Annotated in this window: 19 protein-coding genes, 1 tRNA gene and 1 pseudogene; 14 read left to right on the top strand and 7 right to left on the bottom strand. The window is 69.5% G+C overall.

Annotated elements, in window-relative coordinates; genetic code table 11:
- The 4 genes from CVO76_RS09135 to CVO76_RS09120 all read right to left on the bottom strand — a co-directional run.
- A partial coding sequence (locus CVO76_RS09135; protein ID WP_208739030.1) for a carotenoid biosynthesis protein occupies positions 1-595 on the bottom strand: 595 nt, incomplete at its 3' end.
- An 80-nt stretch (positions 596-675) separates the two neighbouring features.
- Positions 676-918: a PspC domain-containing protein gene (locus CVO76_RS09130; protein WP_133082391.1), complete on the bottom strand. Its 243-nt coding sequence runs from the start codon at positions 916-918 to the stop codon at positions 676-678.
- Between the two features lie 43 nt (positions 919-961).
- A complete protein-coding gene (locus tag CVO76_RS09125) occupies positions 962-1210 on the bottom strand; it encodes a hypothetical protein (RefSeq protein WP_208739029.1) in 249 nt (82 codons plus the stop codon).
- Positions 1207-2901, bottom strand: coding sequence for a PspC domain-containing protein (locus CVO76_RS09120; protein ID WP_208739028.1), 1695 nt, complete (start codon positions 2899-2901; stop codon positions 1207-1209). Before CVO76_RS09120 ends, CVO76_RS09125 begins: the two co-directional genes overlap by 4 nt.
- Before the next feature lie 124 nt (positions 2902-3025).
- Between CVO76_RS09120 and CVO76_RS09115 the strand changes: the two genes are divergently transcribed.
- Both CVO76_RS09115 and CVO76_RS09110 read left to right on the top strand, forming a co-directional pair.
- Positions 3026-4357 (top strand): ATP-binding protein, encoded by a 1332-nt coding sequence (locus CVO76_RS09115; protein ID WP_208739027.1) that lies wholly within the window; start codon positions 3026-3028, stop codon positions 4355-4357.
- Positions 4358-4501: 144 nt separating this feature from the next.
- Positions 4502-5182, top strand: coding sequence for a LuxR C-terminal-related transcriptional regulator (locus CVO76_RS09110; protein WP_133082395.1), 681 nt, complete (start codon positions 4502-4504; stop codon positions 5180-5182).
- A 25-nt stretch (positions 5183-5207) separates the two neighbouring features.
- On the opposite strand, the gene CVO76_RS09105 is transcribed toward CVO76_RS09110, so the two are convergent.
- Positions 5208-6443, bottom strand: coding sequence for a pyridoxal phosphate-dependent aminotransferase (locus CVO76_RS09105; protein ID WP_208739026.1), 1236 nt, complete (start codon positions 6441-6443; stop codon positions 5208-5210).
- 257 nt (positions 6444-6700) lie between these two features.
- On the opposite strand from CVO76_RS09105, the gene CVO76_RS09100 reads away from it, so the two are divergent.
- From CVO76_RS09100 to rplL, 8 genes are all read left to right on the top strand, one after another.
- Positions 6701-6773: transfer RNA gene (locus tag CVO76_RS09100), tRNA-Trp, on the top strand.
- A 153-nt stretch (positions 6774-6926) separates the two neighbouring features.
- A complete protein-coding gene (secE, locus tag CVO76_RS09095; RefSeq protein WP_244185840.1) occupies positions 6927-7184 on the top strand; it encodes a preprotein translocase subunit SecE in 258 nt (85 codons plus the stop codon).
- Between the two features lie 107 nt (positions 7185-7291).
- Positions 7292-8188 (top strand): transcription termination/antitermination protein NusG, encoded by an 897-nt coding sequence (nusG, locus tag CVO76_RS09090; protein WP_208739024.1) that lies wholly within the window; start codon positions 7292-7294, stop codon positions 8186-8188.
- A gap of 122 nt (positions 8189-8310) precedes the next feature.
- Positions 8311-8742, top strand: coding sequence for a 50S ribosomal protein L11 (gene rplK / locus CVO76_RS09085; RefSeq protein ID WP_087030133.1), 432 nt, complete (start codon positions 8311-8313; stop codon positions 8740-8742).
- A gap of 147 nt (positions 8743-8889) precedes the next feature.
- Positions 8890-9594: a 50S ribosomal protein L1 gene (gene rplA / locus CVO76_RS09080; protein WP_133082398.1), complete on the top strand. Its 705-nt coding sequence runs from the start codon at positions 8890-8892 to the stop codon at positions 9592-9594.
- Positions 9595-9696: 102 nt separating this feature from the next.
- Positions 9697-10782, top strand: a complete 1086-nt coding sequence (locus tag CVO76_RS17520) for a GNAT family N-acetyltransferase (RefSeq protein WP_208739023.1) — start codon at positions 9697-9699, stop codon at positions 10780-10782.
- Between the two features lie 266 nt (positions 10783-11048).
- Positions 11049-11648 carry a 50S ribosomal protein L10 gene (gene rplJ / locus CVO76_RS09070; RefSeq protein WP_133082400.1) on the top strand — a complete coding sequence of 200 codons (600 nt, stop codon included), beginning with the start codon at positions 11049-11051 and terminating at the stop codon, positions 11646-11648.
- A 57-nt stretch (positions 11649-11705) separates the two neighbouring features.
- Positions 11706-12086 (top strand): 50S ribosomal protein L7/L12, encoded by a 381-nt coding sequence (gene rplL, locus CVO76_RS09065; protein WP_133082401.1) that lies wholly within the window; start codon positions 11706-11708, stop codon positions 12084-12086.
- 114 nt (positions 12087-12200) lie between these two features.
- On the opposite strand, the gene CVO76_RS09060 is transcribed toward rplL, so the two are convergent.
- Both CVO76_RS09060 and idi read right to left on the bottom strand, forming a co-directional pair.
- Positions 12201-13400 (bottom strand): acetyl-CoA C-acetyltransferase, encoded by a 1200-nt coding sequence (locus CVO76_RS09060; protein ID WP_208739022.1) that lies wholly within the window; start codon positions 13398-13400, stop codon positions 12201-12203.
- A 79-nt stretch (positions 13401-13479) separates the two neighbouring features.
- Positions 13480-14076: an isopentenyl-diphosphate Delta-isomerase gene (gene idi, locus CVO76_RS09055; protein ID WP_244185839.1), complete on the bottom strand. Its 597-nt coding sequence runs from the start codon at positions 14074-14076 to the stop codon at positions 13480-13482.
- Between the two features lie 127 nt (positions 14077-14203).
- Between idi and CVO76_RS09050 the strand changes: the two genes are divergently transcribed.
- From CVO76_RS09050 to CVO76_RS09035, 4 genes and pseudogenes are all read left to right on the top strand, one after another.
- Entirely contained in the window at positions 14204-15265 is a 1062-nt protein-coding gene (locus CVO76_RS09050) for a polyprenyl synthetase family protein (protein WP_244185838.1), read from the top strand.
- Positions 15266-16165 carry a phytoene/squalene synthase family protein gene (locus CVO76_RS09045; RefSeq protein ID WP_244185837.1) on the top strand — a complete coding sequence of 300 codons (900 nt, stop codon included), beginning with the start codon at positions 15266-15268 and terminating at the stop codon, positions 16163-16165.
- Positions 16162-17778 (top strand): phytoene desaturase family protein, encoded by a 1617-nt coding sequence (gene crtI, locus CVO76_RS09040; RefSeq protein WP_208739021.1) that lies wholly within the window; start codon positions 16162-16164, stop codon positions 17776-17778. The genes CVO76_RS09045 and crtI overlap by 4 nt, the downstream gene beginning before the upstream one ends.
- A 313-nt stretch (positions 17779-18091) precedes the next feature.
- Positions 18092-19116 (top strand): annotated as a pseudogene (locus CVO76_RS09035) (DNA-directed RNA polymerase subunit beta); the annotation flags it as partial.

Below are 19116 nucleotides of genomic sequence, written 5' to 3'. Positions count from 1 at the left end.
CAAGGCGGCGCCCGCCGATCCAGGTGACCAGCGCCGAGGCGATCAGCCCGGAGATGAGCCAGCCGCCGTAGTTGGAGAGCGGGACGCCGTAGTACGGGCCGCCGCCGGGCCAGATCCAGAAGCCGAGCGCCACCGCGCCGGGGTCGAGGACGCCGTCGATCACGACGAGCAGGAGGCCTCCGAGGACCGTCCGGCGCAGGGCGCTCCCGCCGGTGGACACGACCGCCACCGCGCCGATCACCAGCGGTACGTAGGAGAGCGGCAGCAGGTACGGGACCAGGCCGAGGATCGTGGGTCCCAGCGGCTCCCCGTAGTAGAACTCGCCGTAGGGGACGCCCGTGGCGACGCCGAACCCCTCGATCAGGTACCCGAAGAGGGACACGGCCACCAGGGCCGCGGTGCCGCGCGCAGCGCCGAACTGCCGCACGAGGGCGACGAACGCAGGCAGCGCGATCAGCAGGTTGAAGCCGTAGGACGCGTAGCTCGCGCCCTCCACGTCGGGGAAGCGCACCACGAAGTAGCCGGAGACGAAGAGGAAGGCACAGGAGGCTGCGAGCAGGCGGGGGAAGCGGCGGGCGGTGGGAGTCTTCGGCACGCCAACCATCCTTGCAGGTCCGCAGCAGCGAAGGGGCATCCGCTGCTGCGGATGCCCCTTCCGGTCGTGCTGTCGGATCCCTAGCCGCGCGGGAGGAGCTGCTCCAGGGCGATGGTGCCGTCGGTCTTCGGCAGCAGCAGCCAGAGCACCCCGTAGAGGGGGAGGCCGATGAACGGGAGCAGGAAGCTCAGGAGCATCGCGATCCGGACGTAGCTCACGCGCCAGCCGTACTGCCGGGCGATGCCGGCGGCGATGCCGCCGAGGATGCCGCCGGGTGCGCGTTTGATGGGGGAGGAGCGGAGGAAGCGGTAGAACGACTGCATGGTGTGCCTTTCGGTTCCGGGAGTGTCGCGTGGGGAGGGCTGGTCAGTAGTCGATGGCATCGGGGTGATCCTGCTCATCGGTCGTCGGCCGGGAGCGCAGCGACAGGATCCCGCCGGCCACGAGGGCGAGGCCGACACCGACGAGCAGGCCGAGGGCCACGACCACCGGGTCGATCGACAGTGCGACGAACTGGCTGACCAGGACGAGCCCGGCGACGACGAGGATCACCGCCCCCCACACGATCGTGGCGACGCGTGGCCGGCGTTTCCGCTCGGTGATCGAGGTGCTCATGGTGTCTCTCCTGTCGGGGTGGTGTCGGTCCGGGGGTCGCTGCCGACGGTGTCGGAGGCGGTGCGGATGGTGACGTCGCTCATCGCGCCCCTCACGTCGAGGATCAGGGCGGCGCCGGCGGCGTCGGGGTTCAGTTCGCCGTCGCTCAATCTGAGGACGCCGCCGTCGCTCCGGAACTCGGGCGACGGGGTACCGATGTCCTCGGCGGTTCCCCGGGCATCGGCGCTGCCGAGGGCCATCCGCGTGCGGACCTCGACGGGCACGTCCTCGGGGACGATCACCGTGACGTCGCTGACCAGCGAGTTCACCGGTACCACGACGTCCCGTGTGGGAGCGGGCAGCCCGGTGAGGTCGATCGTGGTCTCCGCTGCCAGGATGCTGAAGCCGTCCGACGCCGCCTGGAGCGACGCCGGGGTGGTCCTGTTCTCCTGTGCCACCACCCAGGCACCGCCGACGACGGTGAAGGAGGACGCGAGCGCGCCGATCGTCGCCAGGGCTGCGACGAGGCCCACGAGGCCTGAACTCCGGCCCCGTGTACCGAGGGCCACGATGCCGAGGGCCAGGACGATCGCGGCAGCTGCCAGTGCCACCACGGCGGAGTTGACGAGGCCGAGGACCCCCACGTAGTCGAGCGCGAGGAGCACCGCCGCGACGGTGATCGCGCCGCCGATGAGGAGTGCGGTGGCGGAGCCGGAGGGCCGCGTGGAGCAGCGTTGCGGCACGGTCCGCGCGGCTCCGCGGAGCAGGTCCGGCTCGAGCGGACGCGATCCGAGGTAGGCGGTCGGGGAGCCCGACCATGCCGCCTGTCCGGGCTGGTAGGGCAGCGGATAGGACAGGGTGGACCCGACCCGGGCTTCGGGCTGGTACGGCAGGGGGACGGTGTGGTGGATGTCCTCCCCGAACGACGCGTCGCCGTGCATCCGCCCGGCGCCCGGTCCGTCGTCGCCCTGCCGTCCCGTGGGACTGTCGGGCGCTCCGCCGGAACCGCCGGCAGCGCGGTCGGCGGGCCCGTCGGCGGAGCTGTCCGACGGCGCATCGGACGGGCCCTGGGAGGGGTCGGTGCCGCCGGGTGCGGGGCCGGTGGACGAGGGTCCGAAGGGCGCCGGTCCGAAGGGCGCCGGCCCGAAGGGAGCCGGCCCGGACGGGTGCGTGGGTCCGTTCCCGGGTGCGGCAGGGCCTCCGCCCGGCAGGTCCGGACGTGCCCGTCCGCCGCCCGACCGGTTCACGATCCAGTAGACGAAGAGGACGACGGCGCCGATCCAGAACAGCGTCCAGAGCAGTCCGCCGCCACCACCGTCACCGAGGAAGGGGAGGTTCGGCCGCCACAGGCCGATCGCCACGAGGGCGGCGGCACCGCTCAGCCCGGACGTCCAGGAGCCCCGACCGGCCTGCTCCACGTGGATCCGCCCGTCGGGCTCGGGGAGCAGGGCCCACGCGAGTCCGTAGAGCAGCACCCCGATCCCCCCGAAGACCGAGAGGATCACGATCAGTCCTCGGACGAGCGCCAGGTCCAGGCCCGTACGGCGTGCCACGCCGCCTGCCACCCCTCCGACCCAGCGGTCGGGTGCCCGGGTGATGTCGAGGCCGCGGAGCCAGCGGAAGAACGACGACGAGGCGGGACGATCCGCCGGATGCGGTGTGGCCGGATTCTGCTTCCAGGACGGCCCGCCTGGTGATGGTGCTGAGGTCATGCCTCCATCCTTCCGCCGGCCGTCGCAGCCGACCATCGGGACCTACCCTGATTGAACCCTGAGCGGGCCCTGATTGTGCTCCGGGAGCACCCCCGAGAGCCCGGCCGCGTGCTTTCATGAGGGTATGAGACCCCCGCTGCTGCGCAGATCCGACGGCGTGATCGCGGGCGTCTGCGCCGGCCTCGCCGTCCATCTCGGGATACCCCGCTCCTGGGTGCGTATCGGCATGGCGGTGCTGACCCTCGCCTCGGGCGCCGGCGTCCTCCTCTATGCCTGGCTCTGGATCTTCGTGCCGACGGCGGCGGACAAGGCCGCCGAGGCGGGGCGGCAGACGGGGCCCGCCGCCTTCATGCACGGGGTCGACACGAAGATCCTGCACGACGGCGGCGCGCAGGCCGGCCGCGGGGACCAGCGGAACGGCTTCGCGGATCCGGCAGGAGCCGGGACGGGTGGCATCCTCGAACCTGACTCCTGGCGGGAACGGACGGTGCGGGCCGGGCGTCGGGAAGTCCTGTTCGGCACGGCACTGCTGCTCGCCGCGGCCGTCTTCGTGGTGCAGCTGCTCGGGGTGCAGGTCAACTGGGGCTTCCTCGTGCCGATCGCCGTCGTCGCCACGGGCGCCGCCCTGGCGTGGTCGCAGCTGGACGACGTGCGGCGGGCCCGGGTCATGAACCGCGCCGGTGCCGGCCGGGCGGGCGGGGCCCTGCGCCTGCTCGCGGGCATCGTGCTGGTGGTCGCCGGCGTCCTCGTCGCGCTGTCCAGCAGCGGCTCGTGGACCCTGACCATGGCGACCCTCGTGGCGGTCCTCGCCGTCCTCGCGGGTGTCGGCCTGGTCCTCGCTCCCTGGGGGCTGAAGTTCTGGCGCGACCTCGAGACGGAGCGCGCGGCGCGTGCACGCGAGACCGAGCGCGCGGAGATCGCCGCCCACCTGCACGACTCGGTCCTGCAGACGCTCGCCCTCATCCAGAACCGGGCGGATTCCGAGACCGACGTGCTGCGCCTTGCACGGGCCCAGGAACGCGAACTGCGCCAGTGGCTCTTCGCCGATCCGGCGAGGGACCCGGGCAGTCTCGCGGAGCGACTGCGCGCGATGGCCGGCGAGATCGAGGACCTCTACGGTCACCCGGTCGCCGTCGTCGCCGTCGGGGACGCCGCCCTGGGACCCGCAGAGGACGCCCTGGCGCAGGCCGCGCGGGAAGCCATGCTGAACGCGGCGAAGCACGCGGCGGTGGCGGTCTCGGTCTACCTCGAGGCCGGTGCGGATACCGTGGAGGTGTTCGTCCGTGACAGGGGCGACGGATTCGACCCGTCGGCAGTGCCGTCGGACCGCCTCGGCATCCGTGAATCGATCCATAGCAGGATGCTGCGCCACGGCGGCTCGTCGGAACTGCGCAGCGACGGCGACGGCACCGAGGTGCGGCTCCGCCTGCCCAGGACCACGGGGAGCGCCGCCTAGGCCCGGGGCGACCCACCGGTACCGGCCGGAGCGGGACGGCGGCGACGCCGGACGGTGAGGGGCGGGGACGCGAAGGAACGCGAAGGAACGCGCGGGAACGCGAAGGACAGGACCCCGGCAGGACGGCCGGCGAAAGGGACACACGTGGACAGCGAGAACCTCCCCGCGGACGGCGCGGTACCCGGGACGGTGTCCGTGGTCATCGTCGACGACCACGGCATCTTCCGTTCCGGCCTCCGGGCCGCGCTGGGTCCCGTGATCCGCGTCCTCGGCGAGGCTGCGACGGTCGAGGAGGCGGAGTCGGTGATCACCGCGACGGGGCCCGACGTCGTCCTCCTGGACGTGCACCTGCCCGGCGGGCGCGGTGGCGGCGGCGCCGAGGTCATCCACCGCTGTGTCACGCGCGGGACGGCCTCGCGGTTCCTCGCCCTGAGCGTCTCGGACTCGGCGGAGGACGTCGTCGCCGTCATCCGCGCGGGTGCCCGCGGCTATGTCACGAAGACCATCTCGGGCCCGGAGATCACCGACGCCGTGCAGCGCATCGCCTCCGGGGACGCCGTGTTCTCCCCGCGCCTGGCCGGCTTCGTCCTCGACGCCTTCGGGACGGCGTCCGTCGCCGTCGACGACGAGCTCGACCGCCTGTCGGCGCGCGAGCTGGAGGTCATGCGGCTCATCGCGCGGGGCTACAGCTACAAGGAGACCGCGAAGGAGCTCTTCATCTCCGTCAAGACCGTCGAGACGCACGTGTCCGCGGTCCTGCGGAAGCTGCAGCTGTCCTCACGGCACGAGCTGACCCGCTGGGCCACGGAGCGCAGGCTGCTCTGAGCCCGGCCGCGGACGGCCGGGACAGCTAGCGTACGGAGCCGAGGAACTCCTGGAGGCGTCCCACGCCCGTCGCGAGGTCCTCGTCGCCGAGGGCGTAGGACAGGCGCAGGTACCCGCTGGGGCCGAAGGCCTCACCCGGCACGACGGCGACCTCCACCTTCTCCAGGATCAGCGCCGCGAGCTCGGCGGAGGTCGCCGGCGTGACGCCGTCGAAGCTCCGGCCGAGCAGCGCCCGCACATCGGCGTAGGCGTAGAAGGCGCCGTGCGGCGTCGGGCACTCGACGCCGTCGATCCCGTTGAGCGCCGACACCATGGCCCGACGGCGGCGGTCGAACGCCACCTTCATCGCGTCGACAGCCGTCAACGGACCCGACACCGCGGCCAGCGCCGCCATCTGGGGGACGTTCGACACGTTCGACGTCGCGTGCGACTGCAGGTTCGTCGCCGCCTTCACGAGGTCCTTCGGCCCGACCATCCAGCCCACACGCCACCCGGTCATCGCATACGTCTTGGCCACGCCGTTGAGGATGACCACCCGGTCGCCGAGGGAGGGGGCTGCGGTGGCGATCGAGGTGAACGGTACGCCGTCGTACGTCAGGTGCTCGTAGATCTCGTCGGTCACCACCCAGAGTCCACGTGCAGCGGCCCATTCGCCGATCTCGCGGACGGCATCGGCGGCGTAGACGGCTCCCGTGGGGTTGGACGGCGAGACGAACAGCAGCACCTTCGTGCGCGGCGTGAGCGCGGCCTCGAGCTGGTCGACGGTCACGAGGTAGCCCTGCTCGGGACCCGCGAACACCTCGACCGGCACGCCGCCCGCCAGCCGGATGGCCTCGGGGTAGGTGGTCCAGAACGGCGTGGGCACGAGGACCTCGTCCCCGGGATCGAGGAGGGACGCGAAGGATTCGTAGACGGCCTGCTTGCCGCCGTTGGTGACGAGCACCTGCGCGGGGTCCACGGCGTACCCGGAATCGCGCAGGGTCTTCTCGGCGATCGCCTGCTTGAGATCGGGGAGCCCACCGGCGGGGGAGTAGCGGTGGAACCTCGGCTGGCGGGCTGCTGCGATCGCGGCCTCGACGATGTAGTCCGGCGTCGGGAAGTCCGGTTCGCCCGCACCGAAACCGATGACGGGCCGGCCGGCCGCCTTGAGGGCCTTCGCCTTCGCATCCACGGCGAGCGTCGCGGACTCCGCGATGGAATCGATGCGCCGGGAGATCCGGGGGAGGGCTGCGCGGATGGAGTCGTCGGTCGTCGCGTTCATCGGGTCCCGTTCGGTGAGGGTCTTGTGTCGGTTTCCAGCTTAGGCGGTGGTCCCTGTCCGGGTCCGCATCGGGTTCCGGGACGGAGGAGTCGCGGGGCCGCCGAGCGACCGTGGCCACCCGGCGGCGGGGCCGTCGGGACGCCCCGGTTCGACGTTCCGCCGGTGAATGCGTAGACTTGTTCCTCGGTGTTGAAACACCATGATGGTTCGTGCCCTCACCGGGCCGTCCGGAGTGGTAGCTGAACGTTTCGAACCGAAGGGTAGTGGCGCAATTGGTAGCGCAGCGGTCTCCAAAACCGCAGGTTGCAGGTTCGAGTCCTGTCTGCCCTGCGCGTGGCCTTCGCGGAAAGACGGCGAAGGCACGGCAGAAAAAGATCACGAAGCCCCGGCGCAGGCACAGGCCCCGCGCGGCGGTACACATGATCAGCTGGGGGCGCCACTGGTGGTCCTGCTGGAACACCACACAGATTGATGAGGTTGAAGGTGACCGATACGGCTGCGAGCAGCTCCAAGGGAAGCCCCTCCGAGAAGAAGGCTCCCCGGCGCGGCTTCTTCGGACGCATCATGCTGTTCATCCGCCAGGTCCTCGCGGAGCTCGGGAAGGTCGTCACGCCCACCCGTCGGGAGCTGGTTCGATTCACCATCACCGTCCTCGCCTTCGTGGTCATCATGATGCTCCTCGTGACCGCCCTGGACCTCCTGTTCGGGGCCGGCGCGGTGTGGGTCTTCGGCGACAGCTGACGCTGACCCTCCCGGGAATGCACGTTCCGGCGCGGCTGTTGTCGTGTCGGGTTGAGTACAGGCAAGCAAGACAGACTTGCGAAGAATGTCAGAAAGCAGGCGGCTAGGTGTCCGAGCAAGAACTCGAACGGCAGATCACTCCCGAAGATGGTCTGGAGAACGAGGAGTACGGGACGGAGGCGGAGGTCGACGCCTCCGACGTCGACGTGCCTGCTGAGGACTCCGACGAGTACCCCGCCGACACCGACGTCGCGGCCGAGGACGGACTCCTCGCGGACGACGCCGAACTCGATGCCGCCGACGGCGAGATCGACGCGACGGCCACCGACGCCGTGGACGAGGCTGCAGCCTCCGAAGCGGACGAGCCCGGCGACGACGCTCCGGCCGAGGACGTCCCGGCCGAGGATCCCGTCGCGGCCTTCAAGGCCCGGCTCCGCCGCCAGGAGGGTGACTGGTACGTCATCCACTCCTACGCCGGCTACGAGAACCGCGTGAAGGCCAACCTCGAGACCCGCATCCAGACCCTGGACATGGAAGATTACATCTTCGAGATCCAGGTGCCGATGGAAGAGGTCGTGGAGATCAAGAACACCACGCGGAAGATAGTCAACCGCGTGCGCATCCCCGGCTACGTGCTGGTCCGCATGGAACTCACCGACGAGTCCTGGGGTGCCGTCCGCCACACCCCCGGTGTCACCGGCTTCGTGGGCAATGCCCACAACCCGGTTCCGCTGAGCCTGTCCGAGGTGTTCTCGATGCTCGAGCACACCATCGTCCACACGGACGCCGAGTCGGGCAAGCCCGTGCAGCCGCAGTTCACCCCCGCCACCGTCAACTTCGAGGTCGGCGAGTCCGTCACCGTCAACGAGGGCCCCTTCGAGACGCTCCCGGCGACGATCTCCGAGATCAAGCACGAGTCGCAGCAGCTCGTCGTGCTCGTGTCGATCTTCGAGCGCGAGACTCCGGTCACGCTCTCCTACAACCAGGTCACCAAGATCCAGTAAAGCTTCGGCGACTCCCCGTCTGCTCGGCGGGGAAGCACCGTTCGGCCGTCACGCCATGATGGCCACCACCCCGCAGGACGCTCCTGTCCCGCGGGAACGCAATGCAAGAGAAGGACCCTTTCATGGCCCCCAAGAAAAAGGTCACCGGCCTCATCAAGCTGCAGATCAATGCAGGCGCCGCCAACCCGGCTCCTCCGATTGGTCCCGCGCTTGGCCAGCACGGTGTCAACATCATGGAATTCTGCAAGGCGTACAACGCCGCGACGGAATCCCAGCGCGGAAACGTCATCCCCGTGGAGATCACGGTGTACGAGGACCGCTCGTTCACCTTCATCACCAAGACCCCGCCGGCAGCCGAACTGATCAAGAAGGCAGCAGGAGTCGCCAAGGGCTCGGGCACGCCTCACACGGTCAAGGTCGCGAAGCTGACCAACGCCCAGGTCGAAGAGATCGCCACCATGAAGATGGAAGACCTCAACGCCAACGACGTCCAGGCCGCCGCGAAGATCATCGCCGGCACCGCCCGCTCCATGGGCATCACGGTCGAGGGCTGACCACCTTCACCACCGCCCCGTCCCGCACCGTCGGACGGGCACACCACCATTTTCACAGCACGACGACGACGCACCCCGCGGACGCCGGCGTGAGTGGCAGGGCCCAGCGCGGTCCGCAGACCACGACTGCATAAGGAGAACAAGCAGATGGCACAGCGCAGCAAAGCATACAAGGGAGCTGCCGCGAAGATCGAGGCGGACAAGCAGTACGCCCCCCTCGAAGCGGTAGTCCTCGCGAAGGAGACCAATCCTTCCAAGTTCGACGCCACGGTCGAGGTGTCCTTCCGTCTCGGAGTGGACCCCCGCAAGGCGGACCAGATGGTCCGTGGCACCGTGAACCTCCCTCACGGCACGGGCAAGACCGCCCGCGTCCTGGTCTTCGCCACCGGTGAGAAGGCAGAGGCTGCGATCGCGGCCGGCGCCGACTTCGTCGGTTCCGACGACATGATCGAGAAGGTCTCGGGCGGCTGGACCGACTTCGACGCCGCGGTCGCGACCCCCGACCTCATGGGCAAGGTGGGACGCCTCGGAAAGATCCTCGGCCCCCGCAACCTGATGCCGAACCCGAAGACCGGGACGGTCACGGCGGACGTCGCCAAGGCCGTCACCGACATCAAGGGTGGCAAGATCGATTTCCGCGTCGACAAGCACTCGAACCTTCACTTCATCATCGGCAAGGTTTCCTTCGACGAGCAGAAGCTGGGCGAGAACTACGCCGCAGCGCTCGAGGAGATCCTCCGCCTGAAGCCGTCGGCTTCGAAGGGCCGCTACATCCAGAAGGCGACGGTCTCGACCACCTTCGGTCCCGGCATCTCCGTCGATCCGAGTGTCACGAAGGTCTTCACCGTCTAGGTGGACCTCCGGACAAGCCCCGCGGCCTGCGCCGCGGGGCTTTTTCGTGTCCGAGGGCAACAGTGGTTGAGGTATCCCAATCACTGACCCTATGCTGGACCGATGTCGACGATCGCCATCCGGCAACTCCCGATCCCCGCGACGCTCGACGCGGCCGGGGGCGAGGACTTCGCGCAGAGTGCCGCGGTGAGCAACGCCGTGGAGCGCGCCATCTGGGGGCACGACGACCACAGCGTGGACGCGGAGGAGCGGCTCGTGATGCTCCAGGCGACACCCGACCGCGAGTACGTGCTCGGCGTCGCGCGGGACGGCTCGGAGATCGTCGCGAACGCGCGGCTCAGCATCCCCCTGCGGGACAACCCGCAGACCGCCTTCGTACAGATCGAGGTGGCGCCCTCCCACCGCCGCCGCGGCATCGCCACCTCCCTCCTGTCCTTCGTGGAACAGGAGATGGCACACCGCGGCCGCACCATCATGATGTCCTGGAGCGACGCCCGCGCCGGGGACGAGCCGGCGGCGGATGCGCGGCTCGTCCCGCCCACCGGCGCCGGCTTCTTCCCCGCGTCCGACGCCTCCGCAATCTTCGCGCGGCGGTCCGGCTTCGACCTGGTGCAGGTGGACCGCCAGAGCGTCCTCGCCCTCGAAGACGTCGAGGACGCCCTGCGGCTCGAGCATGCGGCCCGGATCATCGGCTCAGGGCACTACGACCTCGTGGAGTGGGTGGACCGGTGCCCCGACGATCTCGTCGAGGACTACGCCCTCCTGCGCCAGAAGATGAGCACGGATCCGCCCCTCGGTGGGTTCGCGCAGGAGGAGGAGGCGTGGGACGCCGACCGCATCCGACGGGAGGAGCAGCGGACGCTGGCCGGCGGTACCTCGAGCCTCGTGTGCGCCGTGCGGCACGCTGCGAGCGGGCAGCTGGTGGGCCACACCATCCTCGAGCGTTCGGAGGCCCGTCCGGCCGTCGTCTACCAGGAGGACACCCTGGTGCTCGACGAGCACCGGGGGCACCGCCTGGGGACATGGCTCAAGGCGGCCAATCTCCGGCGCGCGCGCGACGCCTGGCCCACTGCGGAGCGCATCTACACCTGGAACGCCGAGGAGAACACGTTCATGCTCGACGTCAATGTGGCCCTCGGATTCAGGGCCTCGGGCCGGACCGCGGGCTGGCAGAAGGTGCTCGCCTGACGCCGATTTGGTCGCGCCGGGTGCGTCACGTAGGCTTGAAGCACCAAAGACCGTCGGTCGATCCACCTCCACTCCCCGCTAGCGCACCCGTGCGCGACCAGGAAGAAGGACTCGGATCCGAAAGTTCCCGTGAGGGACGGCCTACGCAGGTGAACGAAGCTCCTCTCCACCGGCCTCCGCCCGTGTCGAGCACAGCCCCGTGCATCTGCGCGGGGCGTTTTTTATTGGGGCTGGAAAGCCGGCGCATATTCCCCGGAAGGAGGGTTATGGCAACGCCAACAAAGGTTTCTGCAGTGGACGAGATCACCACCGATTTCAAGGACTCCACCGCCGCTGTCCTGACCGAATACCGCGGGCTCACTGTTGCTCAGCTCAAGGAACTGCGCCGTGCCCTTGGCGCGGACACCAAGTTCTCCGTCGTCAAGAACACCCTGACCGGCATCGCGGCGAAGGAAGCAGGCATCGACGCGTTCGAAGGCCAGCTGTCCGGACCCACCGCGATCGCCTTCATCAAGGGTGACGCCGTAGCTGCCGCCAAGAGCCTCACGGATTTCGCGAAAGCCAACCCGAAGCTCGTCATCAAGACTGGAATCTTCGAGGGCAAGGCCCTCGACGCATCCGAGGTCGTCGCCCTGGCGGCCCTCGAGTCGCGTGAACTCCAGCTCGCCCGGGTCGCAGGCGTGCTCAAGGCGCCGATGTCCGCCCTGGCCCGCACCGTCGATGCCCTGCGCATCAAGCTCGAGGAGGGAAGCGGCGCTGCACCTGCAGCCGACGCCGACGCTCCTGCTGCCGAGGAAGCCGCTGCTCCTGCAGAAGCTGCCACGGAGGCTCCCGCCGAGGAAGCCGCAGCAACCGAAGCGAACTAGTTTCGCCTCGATCCATACACTCCGGTGCCGTGCACCACTAAAGGAAGGACGCCTCCCATGGCGAAGCTCACCAACGAAGAGCTCATCGAAGCTTTCAAGGAACTGTCCATCATTGAACTCTCGGACTTCGTAAAGCTGTTCGAGGAGACCTTCGATGTCACCGCTGCTGCCGTTGCAGTGGCAGGCCCCGCCGGTGGCGGAGCCGGCGAAGCCGCCGAAGAGGAGCAGACCTCGTTCGACGTCGTCCTCGAGGCTGCAGGCGACAAGAAGATCGCAGTGATCAAGGAAGTTCGCGCGCTCACCTCGCTGGGCCTGAAGGAAGCCAAGGACGTTGTCGACAGCGCCCCCAAGGCCGTCCTCGAGGGCGTCACCAAGGAAGCCGCAGACAAGGCCAAGGAGGCCCTCGAGGCCGCCGGCGCCACCGTCACCCTCAAGTAACACCCGCTGCTCCCGGGTCCGGCACACGCCGGGTCCGTCGCAGACACGAAAAAGCCCCGCTTCCGGTGAAGCGGGGCTTTTTCATGTTTGCACCCGGATGGCCCGACCGGACCCTCAACGCCAGAGGAGCAGGGCCTCTCCCTGACCGCCGCCGCCACAGAGGCTCACGGCGGATCTCCCCGACCCGCGCCGGGCGAGCTCCATGGCTGCATGCAGCGCCAGGCGCGTCCCCGAAGCGCCGATCGGGTGACCCAGGGCGATGGCTCCGCCGTGGATGTTGCACTGCTCCAGCGTGTAGTCGAGGTCTCTGAGGGACTGGACGGCCACGGACCCGAAGGCCTCGTTGATCTCGATGAAGTCGAGGTCCGACGCCGTCCACCCGGCCCGGTCGAGCGCCTGCTTGATGGCCTCGGACGGCTGGGAGTGCAGGGTGTTGTCCGGGCCCGCGACCTGGCCCGGACGTCCGACGACGGCGAGGACTCCCAGGCCCTTCTCCTCGGCATAGGCGCGCGTGGTGACCACGAGGGCCGCCGCGCCGTCGGACAGGGGCGACGAGTTGCCGGCCGTGATCGCCCCGTCCGGGTTGAACGCCGGCCGGAGCTTCGCAAGCGACTCGACGGTCGTCGCGGGCCGGATGCCCTCGTCCGTGGTGAGGACGACGTCGTCGCCCTTCCGCTGCCGGACGGTGACGGGGACGATCTCCTCGGCGAGGACACCGCTGTCGGTAGCGGCCGCCGCGCGCTGGTGCGAGGCCGCGGCGACCGCATCCTGGGCCGTGCGGTCGATCTCGAGGCGTACGTTGCCGCGTTCCGTCGAGGCACCCATCGAGTCGTGGTCGAAGGCATCGGTCAGTCCGTCGTGGGCCACCGAGTCCAGGGCGGAGATGGAGCCGTAGTTCCAGCCCTGGCGGGAGCCGGGCAGCAGGTGGGGTCCACGCGTCATCGACTCCTGGCCGCCGGCCACCACGACACGCGCCTCACCGCTGCGGATCAGGCGGGCCGCGTCGATCACGGCCGTGAGCCCGGAGAGGCAGACCTTGTTGAGGGTGACGGCCGGGACGTTCCAGGGGATGCCCGCCTTCACGGCCGACTGTCGTGCCGGATTCTGTCCACAGCCCGCCTGCACCACGTGGCCCAGGATGACGGCGTCCACGGCGGCGGGTTCGACACCGGCCCGGTCCAGTGCGCCGGCGATGGCGAGCGCGCCGAGCTCGACGGCGGTGAAGGAGGCGAGTTGTCCGTTGAGGCGTCCGAGGGGTGTGCGGGCGCCGCCGACGAGAACGACGTCGTCGGGGGATGGCGTGGGTGTCGCCATGGCGATACTCTCTTTCGTCGTTGAAATGGTGCCGCTACAAGACTATGGCTCCGAGCTGCGGACCCCGGAGCCGGCGTCGTCAGGGGAGGTCGCGGGGCCCGGGGCCCTCGGCGCCCTGCGGGTAGAGCAGGGGGAGCTGGAGGGTGAGCCAGGGGCTGAACGCCCACGGCGTCGCGGTGACGGCCCGCACGAGTCCGGCGGCGTCGGCCCACTGGTAGTCCATGACCTCGTCGGGCAGCGGATCCACGGCGCTGTCCGCCACCGCCGTGTAGACGGGGCAGATCTCGTTCTCGACGATGCCGGACGCATCGACGGCGCGATACCTGAAGTCGGGGAGCGCCGGCCTGATGTCCCTCACGGCGAAGCCGAGCTCCTGGGCCGCACGCCGGTGGACGGCTGCCTCGAAGGTCTCCCCCGGGGCGGGGTGCCCGCAGAAGGAATTGGTCCAGACCCCGGGCCAGGCCTTCTTCGACAGGGCACGGCGCGTCACGAGGATGCGCCCGGCGTCGTCGAACACGTGCGTGGAGAAGGCGAGGTGGAGCGGGGTGTCGGGGGTGTGGACGGTCGCCTTGTCGTGCGTGCCGAGCGCGGTGCCGTCCTCGGCGAGCAGCACCACCACCTCGTGGCCCGTGCCGTCCGCCGCCGATTGCTGCATGGTGCCCGTCTCGCTGGCCATCGTGGCTCTCCTCCGCTGATCGTCCGCACACTGGGCGGGGTCCGCTGCCCCCGGCCGACCGGCCGGGCAGCCTACGCCCTGTGTTTCGTCAGCGGCGCACTATCCGTTGTTTACTTTACCTATGGACATGGACACTCTGCTGGTCGCGCCCGCCGGGCTCGAGCAGGTGGAGGGCGCCCTCGCCCGGTTCTTCGACGAGTCCAAGGTCCGCGCCGCGAAGATCGGACCCGGGTACCACGCCCTGTGGGAGACCCTCGAGCGGTGCACGGCAGGGGGGAAGCGCTTCCGGCCCCGGCTGGTGATGTCCGCCTACCAGATGCTCGGAGGCACCGACCTCGACAACGCGGCCGAGGTCGGCGCGGCCTTCGAGATGCTGCACACCGCGCTGATCGTGCACGACGACGTGATCGACCGCGACTTCATCCGCCGCGGCATCCCCAACGTCTCCGGCCGGTACCGGGCCATCGCGGAGGACGCGGGACTGTCGCCTGACGGCGCGCGCCACATCGGCTTCTCCGCGGGGGTCATCGCCGGTGACCTCGCGCTGTCCAACGCGTACCGCCTGCTCGAGCGGGCCGACGCGCCGGCTGCGACCAGGCGCCGCCTCGGCGAGATCCTCGACGAAGCGGTCTTCGCATCCGCGGCGGGGGAGTTCCTCGACATCGAGACCTCCCTGACCAGCGCGATGCCGCCGCTCGAGGACATCGTGCAGATGGCGCGACTGAAGACCTCCGTCTACTCCTTCGAGGGGCCGCTGCAGGCCGGCGCCGTGCTGGCGGGCGCGGACGAGGAGGTCATCGGCCGCCTCGGCGACTTCGGGCGCGACGCCGGGATCGCCTACCAGATCGCCGACGACCTGCTCGGTGTGTTCGGCAACGAGACGCGCACCGGGAAGACGAACTGGGGCGACCTGCGCGAGGGCAAGCGGACCGCCCTGATGTCCTATGTCGCGGCCCGTCCCGAGTGGGAGAGCATCTCGTCGCTCGTCGGGGACTCGGGGATGTCCGCATCGGACGCCGACCACGTGCGGCGCGTCCTCGTGGACAGCGGGGCGCGGGACTACTCCGTGGACCTCGCCGCTCAGTACGCCGCCCGGGCCCGCGCCCACCTCGAGTCCGACGCCGTGCCCGCCACCCTGCGCTCCGCCCTCCACCCCGTGGTGACGGCCGTCGTGGACCGGGTGCACTGAGTGGGCATCGACGACTCCCTCGCACGCTACGACGCGGCCGCGCTGAAGACCTCCGCCGAGGTGATCCGCTGCTACTCGACCTCCTTCGGGATGGCCTCGCGCATCCTGGACCGGCCGACCCGCAGCGCCATCGAGGCGGTGTACGCGCTCGTCCGGGTCGCCGACGAGATCGTCGACGGAGCCGCCGCGGGCGCCGGGCTGGCGGCGGCCGACGTCGAGAACCTCCTCGACGGCCTGGAACGCGAGACCGAGAACGCGATGGGCACCGGCTACAGCGCCAACCTCGTGGTGCACGCCTTCGCCATCACCGCCCGCGCGACAGGCATCGGGGTGGACCTCACCAGGCCCTTCTTCGCCTCGATGCGGGCCGACCTCACCCAGCGCGAGCACACCCCGGAATCCTTCGCGCTGTACGTCTACGGGTCCGCCGAGGTGGTCGGGCTGATGTGCCTGCGGGCCTTCCTCGTCGACCGCCCGGTGACGGCGGCGGAGGACGCCGTGCTCGTCGACGGGGCCAGGCACCTCGGCGCCGCATTCCAGAAGATCAACTTCCTGAGGGACCTCGCCGAGGACTTCTCGACCCTCGGGCGCAGCTACTTCCCGGGGATCCGCCCCGGCAGCTTCTCGGAGGCCGACAAGATCAGGCTCCTCGACGACATCGACGAGGACCTGCGCATCTCGGCTGCAGCGCTCCCCGGGCTGCCCCCCACCCCCCGACGGGCCGTGGCGCTGGCGCAGGGCCTGTTCACCGAGCTCGCGGCCAGGCTGCGCCGCACCCCCGCGGAGGACCTCCTCCGGGCGCGGATCCGGGTCCCGAACCCGGTCAAGGTCCGCATTTTTGCCCGAGCTTTCACCGGTCGCGCGGTACCGGAACCTGCCGCGCAGGAGAGGACGGCATGACACCTCAGGACAGCGGTACACGCGTGGGCGCCAGGGACGTCGTCGTGATCGGCGGCGGGATCGGCGGTCTGGCGACGTCGGCCCTGCTGGCACGGGAGGGCCACAACGTCACCCTGCTCGAGAAGCGAGGGCAGGTCGGCGGCCGCGCGGGCTCGTGGGAGCAGGACGGCTTCCGCTTCGACACGGGCCCCTCCTGGTACCTGATGCCGGAGGTGATCGACCACTTCTTCAAACTGATGGGCACGAGCGCCGCCGAGCAGCTTGAGCTCGTGAAGCTCGATCCCGGCTACCGTGTGGTCTTCGAGGCCGGGGGAGCGGTCGACGTCCCGGCCGAGCGCGAGGCCGTGACGAAGCTCTTCGAGTCCCTGGAGGCCGGCGCCGGCGAGCAGCTGTCGAAATACCTCGACTCCGCCGAGGACGCGTACGAGATCGCCAAGCGGCGCTTCCTCTACTCGACCTTCCAGTCCTTCCTCCCGTTCCTCCGGCCGGACGTCCTGCGCAGGCTCCCGAGGATCGGTTCGCTGCTCCTGCAGCCCCTGCAGTCCTTCGTGGAGAAGCGCTTCAAGGACCCACGCATCCAGCAGATCCTCGGCTATCCCGCGGTCTTCCTCGGCAGCTCACCCTTCGACGCGCCGAGCATGTACCACCTCATGAGCCACCTCGACCTCGACGACGGGGTGCTCTACCCGATGGGCGGGTTCACTACGCTCATCGATGCCATGCGCCGCGTCGCGACGTCCGCCGGCGTCGAGATCCGCACGGGCGCCGACGTCGTGTCGATCGACACCGAGGCCCGCACACCCGGGCGGTCCCCGATCGACCGGCGGACGGCGACGGTCCGCGGAGTCACCTACCGCGCGGACGGTACGACGACGTCGATCGGCGCGGACATCGTCGTGTCCGCCGCGGACCTCCACCACACCGAGACCACGCTGCTGCCGGCGGACCTGCAGACCTACCCGGAGACGTACTGGGACAAGCGCGTTCCCGGGCCCAGCGCCCTGCTGCTGTACCTGGGCGTGCGGGGCGGGCTGCCGCAGCTCGAACACCACACGCTGCTGTTCACCACGGACTGGCGCGACAACTTCGGACGCATCTTCGGCAAGGAGACCTCGGTGCCCTCGCCGGCGTCGCTCTACGTCTGCCGCCCCAGCGCGACCGACGGATCCGTGGCCCCCGAGGGACACGAGAACGTCTTCGTGCTCGTGCCCATCCCGGCCGATATCACGATCGGCAGGGGCGGCGTGGAGCGCGGGGGAGACGCGCGGGTCGAGGAGCTCGCGGACACCGTCATCGGGCAGATCGCCGAGTGGGCCGGCATCCCGGACCTCGCCGAGCGCATCGTGGTCCGTCGCAGCTACGGCCCCCAGGACTTCGCCGACGACCTCAACGCGTGGCGCGGCACCTCCCTCGGGCCGGCGCACATCCTGAAGCAGAGCGCGTTCTTCCGCGGCTCGAACCGCAGCGCCAGGGTGGGGAACCTGTTCTACGCGGGGAGCTCGACCGTCCCCGGCATCGGGATCCCCATGTGCCTCATCAGCGCGGAGCTCATCGTCAAGCGCCTGCGGGGTGACACCAGTACGGGCCCGCTGCCGGAGCCTGCCGCCGGCTAGGAACGGCTCCTGCCGCCGGATGGTACCGGCCGGTCTTCCTCCCCACCAGGCGTGGCGGGCTTGACGCACGAAGGGGGAGAGGGGTATTGGACTTTTTGCTGCGCGTGCCGTAACGTAGTTCTTTGCGTCTTCCCTCTAAACCTCAGCCTTCATATAGCGGTGGGCTTTGCTCTGCTCTCGTCGTTTAACCTGGCCACATGGTGGGGTTCACGCGGGCGGACTCTGGTGAGCACTGAGATCCCCGCAGCATACTGCGGTGGCGGTGCTGAGGCGAAAGCGCTGACAAGCCTGACGGTCTGTGGAAGGATCCCTCTTGGTCGCCCCGAGCACCTCTAATAATGCAACCGCTACCAGCCAGGTCGACGCCGACGGCGCCGCACCCCGGCTCTCATTCGCAAAGATTCACGAACCGCTTGAAGTTCCCAATCTTCTCGCCCTCCAGACGGACAGCTTCGACTGGCTCGTCGGCAACGAGCGCTGGAAGGCCCGCGTTGAGGAAGCGCTGGAACAGGGACTGCAGGGTCTGGCCACCACCTCCGGGCTGGCCGACATCTTCGAAGAGATCTCCCCGATCGAGGACTTCCAGGGCACCATGTCCCTGAGCTTCTCCGAGCCGGAGTTCGCCGACCCCAAGTACACGATGGCCGAGTGCAAGGATCGCGACGCGACCTACTCCGCCCCGCTGTACGTCAAGGCCGAGTTCATGAACAACAACACGGGCGAGATCAAGCAGCAGACCGTGTTCATGGGTGACTTCCCCCTCATGACCGACAAGGGCACCTTCGTCATCAACGGCACCGAGCGCGTCGTCGTGTCGCAGCTCGTCCGTTCGCCGGGTGCCTACTTCGAGCGCACCGCCGACAAGACCAGCGACAAGGACATCTTCAGCGCGAAGATCATCCCGTCGCGCGGTGCCTGGTTCGAGCTCGAGATCGACAAGCGCGACCAGGTCGGCGTCCGGCTCGACCGCAAGCGCAAGCAGTCCGTCACCGTGCTCCTCAAGGCGCTCGGCTGGACCGAGGGCCAGATCCTCGAGGAGTTCGGCCAGTACGACTCCATCCGCGCCACCATGGAGAAGGACGCGACGGAGACCCGCGAGGACGCCCTCCTCGACATCTACCGCAAGCTCCGTCCGGGCGAGCCCCCCACGGTCGAGGCTGCCCAGACCCTCCTGGACAACCTGTACTTCAACCCGAAGCGCTACGACCTGGCCAAGGTCGGCCGGTACAAGATCAACCGCAAGCTCGGGATCGACAAGGACCTCACCGATTCCGACGCCTCGGTGCTCAACATCGACGACATCGTCGCGATGATCAAGTTCCTGGTCGCCCTGCACGC

Origin of the sequence: Arthrobacter agilis, from assembly GCF_002953615.1 — a bacterium.
In the GTDB taxonomy this organism is placed as follows: domain Bacteria; phylum Actinomycetota; class Actinomycetes; order Actinomycetales; family Micrococcaceae; genus Arthrobacter_D; species Arthrobacter_D agilis_B.
This window is presented reverse-complemented; position numbering and strand designations above follow the sequence as displayed.